Source organism: Rhodanobacter sp. FW106-HT46G03, assembly GCF_058789895.1.
Genome location: NZ_JBYTCC010000001.1, coordinates 1613944 through 1627775, shown reverse-complemented (window position 1 = coordinate 1627775; position 13832 = coordinate 1613944). Strand labels below are relative to the sequence as shown.

Sequence of the window (13832 nt, the reverse complement as noted above, 5' to 3'; positions counted from 1 at the left end):
CCTCCGCGGCTGATGTATCACCCCCGGCAGCCCCAGACGGTTGGGGGCGGTCAGGCTGACACCGCGTCGTGGTTTCTTTCGAACACGATGTACCTGTACTGCGTCCTGGCAACTTCCGATCACATCCCGCGCGGCTGTGTCCGCGTCCGTCCAGAAGTGCGGACGCCCCGTGACGCAGTGCCTGTCCGCTTGGTTTCTGTCGCCCACGCGCCTACGCTCAGAGCCCTTCCCATCGAGACCCGCCATGAGCGACCCCGCAGGCATCCACGTCATCGACACCGGTTTTGTGCGCCCGCGTTTCGATGCGGCCTATCTCATCGTCGAGCACGGCCACGCCGCGTTCGTCGACTGCGGCACGAACCATTCAATACCGCGCCTGCTGGCGGCACTCGACGCGCAGGCGCTCAAGCCGGAAAACGTGGATTGGCTGATCCTCACCCACGTGCATCTGGATCACGCGGGCGGCGCCGGCGCACTGATGGCCAAGCTGCCGAACGCACGCCTGGTGGTGCACCCGCGCGGCGCGCGGCACATGATCGATCCGTCCCGGTTGTGGGCCAGCGCCAGCGCCGTGTACGGCGAGGACGTGATGGAAAAAACCTACGGTCGCCTGCTGCCGATTCCGGCCGAGCGCGTGGTCGAAGCGCACGACGGCCATGTCGTCGACCTCGCCGGTCGTTCGCTCGTGTGCCTGGAAACGCCGGGGCACGCGAAACATCACAACGCGATCCACGACGTACGCAGCAACGTGTGCTTCACCGGCGATGTGTTCGGCCTCTCCTACCGTGATTTCGACACCGCGGCCGGCGCCTTCATCCTGCCCACGACCTCGCCGGTGCAGTTCGACCCCGACGCCTTGCACGCCTCCATCCGCCGGCTGGTGGCGCTCAAGCCGGCCGGGCTATACCTCACCCACTTCGGCCGTGTGGATGACATCGCGCGCCTCGCCGACGACCTGCACGCGCAGATCGATGCCATGGTGACCATCGCCAAAACCCACCGCGACGATCCCGATCGCCACGCCGCGATCAAGCAGGCCCTGACCGATCTCTATGCCGGCCGCGCGGCACAACACGGCTGGACGCACGGCCGTGACGCGCTCACCGAACTCCTGTCGATGGATATCGAGCTCAACGCGCAAGGGTTGGGGGTGTGGCTGGGTTAGGAGCGGGATTGGGGATATGGGATTGGGGATTCGGTCGGGCGGCACCACGCGATCTGCTCGAAATCGGCGGGACCAGATGACCTCGAAAGCAGGGCACGTCGGGATAAGTCGCGATTGGGCCAGGGTTCGGGATTCGGCCGGATTGAGCCAGGCCGTGTGATCCGGTGGAACACCCAGAACGCCAAGGTTAAGCAGCGTGCAGCTCTTCGCGCGTCCGCTTGGATGCGTGGTTTGGCCCACGGCGCCGCAAAAAGATGCGAGCCCAAAACCAGAGCTCGAACACCGCACCGCCCGTGAAGAGCCACAAGGCGCCGCTGACCAAGCTGATGCTGTAGAGGGCAAGTGCGATGACGAGGATTGAAGCTGTAAAGAGATAGTGCTTCATGTGCCCTCCGAAGCGAGCTTTTGGCGGCGTGCCCACAAGTACCTTGAGCCAGAGCTACGCCAAGCGAAGTGCGGAACAAAGTGCAGCCATGTACTTCAAGTACTTGCGGGTCGAGGTCCAACACTGGCCGAAGCCGGTCGCGGTCGTTGACGAAGCCGAGGTGCCCGCCTTTACGAATCCCGCAACCCGCATCCCAAATTCCAGCTCTCGCCTACCCTGCCGTGTGTGAGCGTCGGGATTCGTAGGCCTTGAGATGGGCATAGACCAGGCGCAGCAGTGGCGTATCGACGCCATGCGCGGTGCCGCGCGCGAGAAGGTCGCCGATCACGTGGTCGGCTTCGATGCGGCCACCGTTCTCGAGGTCGCGCATCATCGAGGCCGTGAACCCCGAGCCGGCTTCGGTCAGCATCGTCGCAGCACGCGTGATTACCTTGGCTGCCGGCTCGTACCCACATGCGGCGGCAACGCGGCGGCAATCGTCGAGCAGGGCCAGCGTAGCCTCGCGGCCGCCAGGCGCGGCGACGATATCGCCGACTGGCGCGCGCATCAGACAGGTGCTGCCGGCGAGGCTGGCGAGGAACACCCACTTGTCCCACATGTCCTGCACGATATGGCTGCTCGCGCGGCCGTCGAAATTGGCATCGGCCATGGCCTGTGCCAACTCGCACACGCGCGGCGACTCGCTACCATCGCGCTCGCCGAAGCCAAGGATGTGGATGCGGTTCAAGTGGTGCACGGTGCCATCGGCCGCCAGCGTCGCCGCAATCGCGCACTGCCCGCCCAGCACTCGCTGGGCGCCAAACCGCGCATCGAGTTGATCAAGCTGATGCATGCCGTTCAGCACCGGCAGCACCGCGCTGTGCTCGCCCATCGCCGGCGCCATGTCAGCAATCGCCTGCGCCAGGCCCCACGCTTTGCAGCTCAGCAGCACGATGTCGAATGGCGCACGTAGCGCCTCGGCGGTGACGGTCGGCGGCGCGGGCAGCTCGGCGTTGCCCAGCTCGCTGCGGATACGCAGGCCATCGCGCGCCAGCTGCTGCGCGCGTCGCGCGTGCACCAGAAACGTCACGTCACAGCCCGCCTGCAGCAGGCGCCCGCCGAAATATCCACCGGTTGCCCCGGCTCCCACCACCAAAATGCGCATGCCTGATCTCCTTGCGGCTTGCTGACGCCTGGCCGAGAAGCCTAAACGCTTGGATCGGGGAAACCAAACGGCAGCGCTGGAGGCCTCGTCAGCCGGCAAGTTTCTCTAGATCAGTGAATGGGCGATACGCCTGTGCGGGCACAGTGCTTGGGGTATGACGCTCTGCATCGACGCGAGGCCGCAACGCTCGTTGCAACGCAGAGCGCCGGATTTCGCTTCGGGGCTTCTACTTCCATCTCCATGGTTGTTGCAAATCATTTGCATTTACAATATCGTTGCCGCCAATCCGCGCAGGCCGCGTCACGGCTCCCGCGCAAACCAGCCAGTCGCCCAAAACACGCCATGTCATCCGGCATTTGGCCTGTTGCCCCCATGCGGCCCAGCCATTCCTCTACCTGCTGCACCGTGGAGTCTTTTCGATGGGTTTCATCCAAAGCCGCAAGCACCCGATCACCCGCCACGCGCCGGCCTCCACACTCACTGCCGCCGCCACCTTGGCCACCGGTCTGGCACTGGCGCTGCCAGCCATGGCGACCGGCAACGATGCCGTCAGCCCGACCACCGAGGCGCAAATCGCCACGGCAAAACACCTGCCCGGCGTCACCGTGGAAGGCACTGGCGCCCCCTACAAAGTGGATCAGCTCAGCTCGCCCAAATTCACCCAGCCGCTGGTGGACACGCCGCAGACGATCAGCATCATCAGCAAGGAACTGATCCGCGACCGGGCAGCCACCACGCTGACCGAGGCGTTGCGCAACACCGCCGGCGTCGGCACCTTTTTTGCTGGCGAAAACGGTGCCACCAGCACCGGCGACGCCGTGTTCATGCGCGGCTTCGACACTTCCGGCAGCATCTTCGTGGATGGCGTGCGTGACCTCGGCACCCTCTCGCGCGATGTGTTCAACATCGAGCAGATCGAGGTGACCAAAGGCCCGAACAGCACCGACTACGGCCGCACCGCGCCCTCCGGCGCGATCAACATGGTGACCAAGCAACCACTGCTTGGCACCAGCGTTTCCGGCTCGGTGGGCTACGGCAGCAGCAACCAGAAACGTGCCACCGCGGACTGGAACCAACAGCTTGCCGAGCATGCCGCGCTGCGCCTCAACGTGCTCGGCCAGAACAGCGGCGTCCCCGGCCGCGACGAGGTCGAGAACGACCGTTGGGGCGTGGCGCCCGCGCTGGCCTTCGGACTGGGCACGCCTACCCGGCTCTACCTCGATTACCTGCACGTGAAGCAGGACAACGTGCCCGACGGTGGCATCCCCACCATCGGCCTGTCCGGCTATGCCACGCCCGATCCGAAGCGGCCTTTCATTGGCACCGCGCCCAAAGTCGACCCGAACCATTTCTACGGCACCGACCAGGATCGCGACCGCGTCGTGGAAGACCTGTTCACCGCCATCCTGCAACACGATTTCTCGGAGGACGTGGCGCTGCACGACACCCTGCGCTGGGGCCGCACGCATCAGGATTACCTGCTGACCTCGTTCATGGCCAACGCTGCCAACCTGCTGACACCCAACCCGGTCGACCCGGCCACGTGGACGCTGGCGCGCAGCCTGCCCACTTTCAAGAACCAGACCAACCGCATCATCACCAACCAGCTCAACCTGACGGCCAACTTTCCCACCGGCGCCGTTGTTCACAACCTGAGCTCCGGTATCGAGCTGACCCGTGAAAACCTGAACACCACCACGCTGGCCGCCCTGAACGGCAGCACCTGGCCGGCGGCAAGCCTGTATCATCCCGACTCGCACGTGGGCAACGCGCTGGTGTATGGCCCCAGCGGCGGCTGGACGCGCGGCCGCACCAATACCGCCGGCGCGTATGTGTTCGACACGCTGAAACTGGGCAGCACCTGGCGGCTCAACGCCGGCGCGCGCCTCGACCACTACGCCACCGATTTCAGCAGCGCCGTGGCCTGTGGCGCGCGCGGTGCGCCGGTCTGCGGCAACCTGCCAGCCGCCACCATCGTGCCGGGCGAGGACGCGCGCAAATCCGGCAACCTGAAAAGCTGGCAACTGAGCGTGATCTACAAACCGGCCGCCAACGGCAGCGTGTACGCCAACTTTGCCACCGCGGCACAACCGCCCGGCGGCAACGGCCTCACCTTCAGCAGCGCCGCCAACAGCGCCGACAACCCGACGCTCAACCCGGAAAAGGCGCACACCACCGAGCTGGGCACCAAGTGGAACCTGCTTGACGACCAGTTACTGCTGACCGCGGCGGCGTACCGCACCACGGTGGCCAACGCACTCGAACTGGACCCCACCACGCTGCACTACAACCAGGTTGGCCGAAAGCGCGTGCAAGGCATCGAGCTGACCGCGGTCGGCCAAATCACTCCCAACTGGACCGTAAACGCCGGCTTCACCAGCATGCACACCAGCACCACCCGCGGCGCAGTCGGCACCTCCACCTCAACCTCGTCGCCCGCGGCCGATGGCAGCAACACACTGGCCTACACACCCAAGCTTGCTTTCACCAGCTGGACCGCCTATCGCCTGCCGTTCAACCTCACAATTGGCGGCGGGGCGCGCTACTTGGGCAAGCTGAAGCGCGGCAGCGACAGCGCCGTCGGCACCCCGAAGTACCTCGAGGCCAACTGGGTGTTCGATGCCATGGCGAGCTACCCGGTCAACAAGCACTTTGACCTGCAGCTCAACCTGTACAACGTGTTCAACCAGGACTACGCCGCATCCATCAACAAGAGCGGCTACCGCTACATCCCCGGCATCGCGCGCTCGGGCATGCTCACCGCAAACTTCCGCTTCTGAGCCGCCCGGCCGCAGATCGCGACTGGGCCGTCATGGGACGACCAGTCGCTTCAAGGCACCGCTGTTTGGTCGCAGCGTGGCAACGTTTGCCGGTGCATGGTGGTTCCATGCAACGGCAAACCTGTTCGCAAAGCGGCCTCGTCGGCACCATGCGCCGCACCACTCCCGCGCCAAGCAAGGCTTCCATCCCCCAGCTGTTCGAGGCGTTTGACTATGCTGCTGCATATCCCCGGAATTCTCGACACCGCCCAAGTCACCCAGCTACGTACCGCGCTGGACGCGGCAGCGTGGGTGGACGGCCGCGAAACCGTGGGTAGCCAAGGTGCGCCGGTCAAACGCAACCAGCAGTTGACGGATGTCTCGCCGTTGCGCGAGGCGCTGGGGCGCATCGTGCTGGCCGCGCTGGCGAAGAACCCGCTCTACCACGCCGCCACGCTGCCGCTACGCACGCTGCCGCCGCGCTTCAACCGCTATGAGGGTGGCGGCGCCTACGGCATGCACGTCGACGGGTCGGTGATGGCCCTGCCCAACGGCGAACAGCTGCGCAGCGACATCTCCTGCACGCTGTTCCTCGTCGAACCGGAGGACTACGACGGCGGCGAGCTCATCGTCAGCGACACCTATGGCGAGCACGAAGTGAAGCTGCCCGCTGGCGACGCCATCATCTACCCCGCCAGCAGCCTGCACCGCGTGCAACCGGTGACCCGCGGCGCACGCCTGGCGGCGTTCTTCTGGGTGCAAAGCCTGATCCGCGACGACAACCGCCGCCGCCTGCTGTTCGAGCTGGACACCTCGATCCAGCAACTCGTCACCACCGGCGCCGACCACGACGCCGTACTGCAGCTCACCGGCATCTACCACAACCTGCTGCGGCAATGGGCGGAGAGCTGAGGATCAACCGCGCCAGCACTGTGCGAGTACGGCCGGGTCGGTGCTGGTGCTGATCGTGCGCGTGCCAGTCTGGTTCAGCGTGAGGGTGCCGCATTGCGTGTCGCGCGTGGCCTGCACGCTTTGCGGCGTGGCGGTGACCGTGAACGTGGCCTGCGTCACCACTGCGGTATACGCGTAGTTGGTGCCGGTCTGGGATGTGTCGGCGCAATCCAGCTTCAGCGTGGGAGTCGCGCCTGCCACCGGGTTGGGCACCGGGGTAGCACTGGTGTCCTGGTCATAGCGCAGGTTGGTGGTGTAGTAGCGCTCCATGTAGTTCGCGTATTCCGAAAGGCAGGCTTCGGCCGCCACCCGGTTGGTCTTGACCACATAGCGCGTGTACGACGGCAGCGCGATGGCGGCGAGGATGGCGATGATCGCCACCACCACCATCAGTTCGATCAGGGTGAAACCGGCCTGACGCATGTACCGGCTCCGCTTCCCGCCTGCCCCTTTTTCGCTCATCCGCGTCACAGCATCGTTCATGGGTTCACCAACTCCTGCCAGGAAACGCGGCGCATCGCGCCCGTGGAGCCCGAGGTCATCAGGCTGGACGTGTTGCCGTTGTCGAAGCTCATCAGCATGTCGCCGCCCACGAAAATCGGGTTGTTCGGTAACGAACTGAAACTGACGCCGGCGATGGGTACCGGCTTGCCACCCAAGGTCACCGTGCCGGAGCCACCGTTGACCAGGAAGAACCCGGCCGAGGGATTGGTGCCGGTGAACGGATCCACCGCCATCACCCAGCCGCTGCCCGACGGGTTGCATACATCAGTCACCACCGGAATGCGCGTGGTGCCCAGCAGCAGATTGCCCTGGAACTGATTGGGGGTGACCATGCGTTCGCCCAGGGCGTTGGAGCCGGTAACCGCGCCCGAGGCATCGGTGACAGGCTGCACCAGGTTCATGTACCAGCCCAGTTTGCCCGTCATGTCGCTCGGCGTCGGCAACAACGTCACCGTACGCACACCCAGCGTCGGCGGCGTCGCCGCCGGGTTGCCATCAAGTTCGTACGTGATCTGGCGTTGCACCAGGTTGCTCATCGTCACGCTGTTTGGCGTGGTGGAGCCGCTGTTCTGCGCAATCAGGCCGTACCAGCTCTCCACCTGCTTGTTGCTCAAATCTGTCGCACTCAGATACTGCCCAGTACCAAAGAACAGCCAAACGTCATTGGTGAGTGGATTCTTGCCCGCCAACATGCCGGCCGTAATCGGCTGAGGATTGCCGCTGGAATCCGTCGGCGTCGCAAAGATCAACTTGCCGGCAGAGGTCAGATCCGCAGTGTAAGTGCTGACCTGGCTGCCGGTGCTGCCAGTGGTTTTGATTGTGGCCAACGGGAACTGCCACACCTGTCCTTGCAGGTCGCCGGCATAGGCCACGTCACTGAAGCCCGTAGTTGGATCGCCCATCCACGCCACGGGAGCTGCCAAGCCGTTGGGAGCCGAGGACAAACCGGAACGATTGGCTGCGGTGTGCACGCTGAGCGTGCCGTCGACAATATTGAACTCCAGCAGTGCCGCCGTGCCGTTCGCACTGTTGTAGCCGTTGCCGATCAGTACCTGCCAGTTGCCATCCGCCACCTGGGCAATCACCGGTTTGCCGACCATCTGGCCGATGTAACCATTGTTGTTGGCTCTGTTGTCTGCAGCCGAGCGTTCCCACAGCGGCGTGATGTTCGCCGGATCGGTGACGTCCAGCGCGTACACCGCCTCCGCCGGGCCACGCCCGGTGGTACCAACCAGAACCGTATGCCATTGCGGAGTGGTGTCCTTGGCCAGTTGCACATGGACATCGGCGATGGTCAGCTCGCCGTCGTTGTAATACTGGTGGGCTACGCCCGCACCGTAACTCGGGTTCGACAGGCTGGCCAACTGCGTCGCACTTCCCGTCGCCGCGCCACCACCGGTGATGACAGCACCCGGCAAGTACGCGTACACCTCATTGCCGGTTTTCGCGTCAAAGGCGTGCAGCATGCCGTCGTTGGATGCCACGAACACCAGCGTCTCCCGCTGCGACGCCGGACTGGCGACCGGATTGCCGCTGGCATCCACGGTGCCAACGGCCCAGGCATTGAAGGAATTGTCGCCCGTGGTCAGCGTGTTGCTGATGCCGGTAAACGACTGGTTCTCGAACTCGTTCGGGTTCGGTGCGCCGGAATACACCGGCTGCGAATCCACGATGTCGCCCAGCGGCGTTTCACGGTTACGGTAGCTGCCCACGCCATTGGCCTGCTCCAGCGTGTTGTTGCCACGCAGGTAATCCACCATTTGTGTCTGCGCCTGTGTCGTACTGCCAAGTGCATTCATTTCTGTCGTGGACAACGTTGGTGGCGTGCCGCTGCCGTTAATGAACGGCACGAAGGTACCTGCCCCGGTGCCTGAAGCCGGTGGCGCATAGGTAACGACCTTGCGGTTGGGGTAGGTACGCAGCGTGCCGCTTACCGTCGCGGCCGCATTCAATTGCGTCGCCGCGGACCAGCTTTGAATGGTGCTGATCACACCGGTGCTGGAATCGATCGGCAGCGCCCGCAAGTCACCCTTCCACTTGGCCGTGTAGTAGTTCGCCTGATACGCCACCGTGCCATTGGTGAGCTGGGTGGAATTGGCTGCGAGGCTGGCACCGGTGCCGACGCGCTCCTTCGCACGCTTCAGTGCCTCGATCAGTCCACTGGAAAACGCCTGCGGACTCGTCGCGGAAAAGAAGTTGCCGTGGCCGTTGACGCCGGCATGCGCCAGATCCGCGATGTTGTTGATGGAGTTCGAGGCCGGTGCCGGCCATGAGAAGTTCGCGATCGCCGTGCCGCCCATCGCCCAGTTGAAAATATCCGCGATCGTTGCCGCCGCGCCGCTGGCCGTGGTACCGGTGATGCCGGCAGGGGTGAAGCCCAGTCCCATGGCGAACGTCACCATGTGCTGCCAGAACGCCGGATCGGCATTGTTGGTCGGCACCTCGTTCGCGATGCCCGACTGCAAATCGTTCTTCCAGTAATACGTGGCCACATCGGCCAGTGACGGCGTGCCATCGGCGGTGTCGCCCCCACTGAAAGGCTTGGTCGCCACGTATCCGCCGCTCTGCCCATTCGGACCCGGCACCGTCGGGCCGGACGTGTCGGCCGCCGTTGATGTCGTGCTAGAGGCGTAATTGCCGTTCCAGAAGCCGTCCGTGGTCAGGATGGTGTAAGACTGCCGGCAGGCGATTGGGCTATTGGTTCCACCGGCCACGTATCCTGGGTCGCCCGGCATCGTCGACCAAGGCTGGGCGGCCTGGTAATACTGGCCTACCGCGTCCAACGCCTGTCGAAGCGGTGTACCGCCTTTCGGAGTGAGAGGTACAAGCCAATTCCAGAAATTGGTTTTCTGGTCTGGGGTGCTACTCGTCACCCCCGTAACCCCGTCGCCGAAAGGCTGTACCTCGGCGACGTAATTCGTACCGCCGTTGTAGGTATCGGTATAGGAATACCTTAATGCGGGGAGGTTGTTGTTGTTGGGACTCAACCCCGGGTACCACTGGTCCGACGAATAATCACCGTCGATCGATCCGAACCCCACGCGAAACGTCTTGTCTACCGTCGAGAACGCCGTCATCAGGCCGCTCTTGGCCATCAAGATGCGCGTGTGGTAGTACGCAAACCAATTGGCGATGTTCTGACCGGCAACCACTCCGTCTGGCGCGACTTTGCCACTCGTATCGCTGTCCGGAAAGCAATTGGGTTGCGAACCGCATCCTTGGGTGGCCGTGGCTACGTAGAACTTGGTGTAGGTGGGGCCAGCCGCCGGGCCAGTCGAAAACTGAAAGTAGTGGGAAACCGGGTAGTACTGGAACGTGCAATTAGCGGGGTTGGACGTGGAAACCCCATTGTTGAAGGTAAACCCGCCAACGCCGTGATACTCCGAGTAGAGGGTACTGCAAGCCCAATTGTTCGCTACTGTTTCGCTGTAGGTCGTCGTGGTCGAGCTCGTTACCGACGTCGAGTAGTTCAAGTTCAATGACGGATAAGCCGAACTTTGGGCCGCACCCCGAATGTCTTGATTCGAGTAATTGGTCAGATCAACGGTACCCGCCGCCTGGTTGAAACCATCGATCCAGGCGGAAGTCAGGCTTGTGGCATTGGGATACCGTGTACCATTTGCCATGACCGGCGGCGTATAGGTCACGAGCGGGTTGTAATAGAGCCCGTTGTTGCTGGCATCGATCATGGCGTCGTTATTGGTGCTGGTCGCCGTGTCCGTGCCGTTGTTGCTCGGTGTCGTACCATTGTTGGTGCCGATGCAGGTCACGCCATTCAGATAGCACGCATCCGGCATGTAGTCCCACGCCATCGACCCCGAATCATCCAGCATCAACGTGATGTTCGGCGGGATCGGCGGCTGCAGGGTCAGTGGCTGCTGGTCGATAGCAACGGTGGCGGCGATGCTGGGCACGTAGATGGCGCCCAGCAGCCAAACGCCAAGCACCGAAGCGAGCATTTGGTGGCCAGAAAAACCGGCCAGAGCGTGCGTGAGTGGATTCGTGTTCATGAAGTGGTTTCCGACGCGATGTGCATTGCCGGTGACGTGGTGCAGGTGAAGGGGCCCAAGGAGGCTCAGCCTTGCTTGATGACGGCTTGGATGGTGACCACCGACCGATCCCCCACCACCGCCGGGTCGCCGCTGCGCGCGGTGATCCGGTAGTAAACCGTGGTGCCGGCACTGCCCTGCACACCGTAATTGCGGGAATTGGCGGTATTGCCAAAGCCCACGTTGGTTTGCTGATTCACCCAGTTGCCCATGTTTTCCACCACGTATTGCGGCTGCCCGGTTGCCGCGCCACTCGCCGTATAGCCACCGGTACCGGTACCGGTGGCCACGGTATGGATAGCCCCCGGTGGCAGCGCGGGGTCATTGAACGGATTGGGCAAGCAGACAACGCCGCCCGCCTGGCAGCTGTGCCAGATGATGGCCGGCGAGGTCGGCAGCAGTGCCGCGGCAGCGCGAATCGCCGCCTCGGTGCTCTGGAACGCCACCTGACGGTCGTACAGATTGGAGGCCATGCGCTGCTGCATGATCGTGCCACGCACCGCAGCCAAGCCAACCAAGGTAATGAGTACCAGCAGGATCAGCGCCACCACCAGCGCAATGCCACGTTGGTTACCGACTTGAGAGTGCGGGCGACGAAGACAATGCGAACGGGAAAACATCGGTGATTGCATGTCAAGGAGCCCGGTTGCGCACAGTGGTGGTGGAAATGAACTGGCGGACGATCGGTTTCTGGTTCACGCCGGCCCGCTGATTGGTGCTGGTCACCTCCAGCGCGACCTGCGCGGAATCGACCGTTGTCCAGTTCGTGATGCCGGCGGCGTTGACGAAACTCGTGCCCGGCGAACCTGCACCGGGCTGCAGGTAGGCGATTTGCATATTGGTGACGTTACGCACCATCTCCTGCGACGTGGCAGTGACGGCGCCGCCCGAGTTGGTGGCCCGTAGGCGATACAGCGACTTCCCATTCACCGGATTGGTGCCGATGTACCAGACCGACGCCGTGAGCTTGGCAACCCGCGAGTTGCCGGGGAATGTGTAGGGGTTGCCGTTGGCCGTGGCGTCACACACGGTGGGGTAACCCAAACCCTTGGCGCAGTTGCCGGGGCTTGGATTGGCATTGCCCGAATTGTGCCCGACCGTGACGTTGGAGTTGTTGTAACCGGTGATCTGCAGGATCGAGGCATGGTCGAAATCGCACACCATGATCAAATCGCCCGTGGTCAACTGCGTCGTCGTACCACTGACCTTGAAGTTAGCCGCATTGGGCGCTGGCACCCAGGAAACGGAAACATCCGTGCTGGCCGTGCTGAGGATGTGCACGGAGCTGGTCCCGGCAACCGGCTTCCCGGCGCCGGTAATGCTGGTCAGCGCGGGATCCTGGGTGGCGTCGTCGTAGCCATGCAGCGCGTTGTTCCAGTCGGCATACCATGGCGTGCTGCCCGCGACTTTGTTGATCACGTTCGCCACACGTCCGTTGGTGGTATCGCACCCAGTGAGCCCCGCGCTCCGAAGATCGCGGCTGAGCAGCTCGAACGCGGTACGCGAACCGTCAGCCACGTCGCTCAGCGCCTCGTTGGCACGGTAGGTCTGCTGGCCGGCGAGAAACACGCTGGTGACGCCACCAATCACGATGAGGCCGAGCAGCATGGCCACCATCAACTCGATCAGGGTGAAGCCGCCTGGGTGGCGCGCTGGGACCGCGAGATTTGACATGCGTGTGCTCACAGCATGGCCTGCGTGGTGACAGTTTGGTTGGCGCTGCCGCCTACGCCAGCGCGGCTGTCGTCAAAGGTGATGGACACGGTGCAATAGGCCGTGGTTTTGTCGGTTGTCGGGGTGCACTTGACCGTACCGGTCGTGGTCTTGGTTGCGCCCAGTCCAGCAGCCAGTTGGGTGCACCACTGGTTCAGTTGCGCCGTCACCAGCGACGTGCCTGCGGCCGGGCAGGCATCCCCGGTAACCGTGCCGTCGTAGGAGGCATTCGCCACCTCATTGGCAAGGTCCGCACGCATCGCATCGAGAATGGAATAACTGTCGACGGTGGCCATGCTGCGGGCCATGGCGCTGTTGTTGGTGGACAGTGAACGGGCCTGCAATGCAGCAATGCCGACAAAGCCGATGGACAGCACCAGCACCGCCACCAGCACCTCGATCATGCCCGCGCCGCGCTGCGCCGCCATGCCGGGCGGTGGACAACACCCGCGGTGCCAGCAATTACGCATCATGGGCAGGTTCCCGTGGAAGTAGTGGTGGTAATGACCGAACCGGCAGCGATATTGATCTGGATATGGTTGTTGCTGCTGAGCGCAGCCACGCACAGATCCGCCAGTGGCGCACCGGCGGTGGTGCTGTCGTAAGGCCCGGTACCGCCAATGGCGTAGGCCAAGCCATCGCCGTGGTAGCGGATGGCGGCAATGTTGCCGTGCAGGACGACCGGCGGCGTCAGCCCGGCCACGCTGGCGCGCACCTGGGTCGCGGTGGCAGCGCTGGTCTGCACGTAGACGGCGCCGGCCCGGGTGCCGCAAGCGGTGCCCAGCGTATCGCTCGTGTTGTTGGTCGCCGAATTGCTGCAGAACTGCACTGAACCGTTGCGCTTGATCGCCTCCATGCGCGCCACGTTGAGCGCGCCCACCATTTCATTGGCGGCCGTGCTCAGCCGGTTGGCATTGATGATGCGGTTGAAGCTCGGCACCGCGATCGTCAGCAGGATGGCGGCCACCGCAACCGTCACCATCAGCTCCACGAGCGTAAAGCCGCGCCGATTGGCCGGCCGAAAAGCGGCGTGATCGCGGCGACGAACGCGCGAAATCGTTGACTTCAGGCTGCGCATGTCTCCCCCTGCGTATGGCGCCGAAATCTACTCGCGCGTTCGCCGGCTGGTGGATTGGCGCCGACCAGCGGGACCATTCAGCCG

At 63.8% G+C, this 13832-nt stretch carries 11 protein-coding genes; 3 read left to right on the top strand and 8 right to left on the bottom strand.

What is annotated here, in order from left to right; genetic code table 11:
- Positions 1-244 precede the first annotated feature (244 nt).
- The gene (locus tag AC3WP6_RS06870) at positions 245-1165 is read left to right on the top strand and encodes an MBL fold metallo-hydrolase (protein WP_492627041.1); all 921 of its coding nucleotides are present in this window, start codon (positions 245-247) and stop codon (positions 1163-1165) included.
- A gap of 187 nt (positions 1166-1352) precedes the next feature.
- On the opposite strand, the gene AC3WP6_RS06865 is transcribed toward AC3WP6_RS06870, so the two are convergent.
- Together AC3WP6_RS06865 and panE are read right to left on the bottom strand one after the other, a co-directional pair.
- Positions 1353-1550 (bottom strand): hypothetical protein, encoded by a 198-nt coding sequence (locus tag AC3WP6_RS06865; RefSeq protein ID WP_492627040.1) that lies wholly within the window; start codon positions 1548-1550, stop codon positions 1353-1355.
- A 211-nt stretch (positions 1551-1761) separates the two neighbouring features.
- A complete protein-coding gene (gene panE, locus AC3WP6_RS06860) occupies positions 1762-2694 on the bottom strand; it encodes a 2-dehydropantoate 2-reductase (RefSeq protein ID WP_492627039.1) in 933 nt (310 codons plus the stop codon).
- A 419-nt stretch (positions 2695-3113) separates the two neighbouring features.
- Between panE and AC3WP6_RS06855 the strand changes: the two genes are divergently transcribed.
- A complete protein-coding gene (locus AC3WP6_RS06855; RefSeq protein ID WP_492627038.1) occupies positions 3114-5474 on the top strand; it encodes a catecholate siderophore receptor Fiu in 2361 nt (786 codons plus the stop codon).
- 213 nt (positions 5475-5687) lie between these two features.
- Positions 5688-6365 (top strand): Fe2+-dependent dioxygenase, encoded by a 678-nt coding sequence (locus tag AC3WP6_RS06850; protein WP_492627037.1) that lies wholly within the window; start codon positions 5688-5690, stop codon positions 6363-6365.
- A 3-nt stretch (positions 6366-6368) separates the two neighbouring features.
- Here the strand turns inward: AC3WP6_RS06850 and AC3WP6_RS06845 are convergent, their stop codons facing one another.
- The 6 genes from AC3WP6_RS06845 to AC3WP6_RS06820 all read right to left on the bottom strand — a co-directional run bounded on the left by AC3WP6_RS06845 (position 6369) and on the right by AC3WP6_RS06820 (position 13748).
- Positions 6369-6827: a type IV pilin protein gene (locus tag AC3WP6_RS06845; RefSeq protein WP_492627036.1), complete on the bottom strand. Its 459-nt coding sequence runs from the start codon at positions 6825-6827 to the stop codon at positions 6369-6371.
- Positions 6828-6883: 56 nt separating this feature from the next.
- Complete coding sequence (locus AC3WP6_RS06840) at positions 6884-10918, bottom strand: pilus assembly protein (RefSeq protein WP_492627035.1); 4035 nt, start codon at positions 10916-10918, stop codon at positions 6884-6886.
- Positions 10919-10983: 65 nt separating this feature from the next.
- A complete protein-coding gene (locus AC3WP6_RS06835; RefSeq protein WP_492627034.1) occupies positions 10984-11577 on the bottom strand; it encodes a pilus assembly PilX family protein in 594 nt (197 codons plus the stop codon).
- Between the two features lie 13 nt (positions 11578-11590).
- Positions 11591-12631 carry a prepilin-type N-terminal cleavage/methylation domain-containing protein gene (locus AC3WP6_RS06830; protein WP_492627033.1) on the bottom strand — a complete coding sequence of 347 codons (1041 nt, stop codon included), beginning with the start codon at positions 12629-12631 and terminating at the stop codon, positions 11591-11593.
- An 8-nt stretch (positions 12632-12639) separates the two neighbouring features.
- Entirely contained in the window at positions 12640-13098 is a 459-nt protein-coding gene (gene pilV, locus AC3WP6_RS06825) for a type IV pilus modification protein PilV (protein ID WP_492627032.1), read from the bottom strand.
- 41 nt (positions 13099-13139) lie between these two features.
- Complete coding sequence (locus tag AC3WP6_RS06820; protein ID WP_492627031.1) at positions 13140-13748, bottom strand: GspH/FimT family pseudopilin; 609 nt, start codon at positions 13746-13748, stop codon at positions 13140-13142.
- Positions 13749-13832 lie beyond the last annotated feature (84 nt).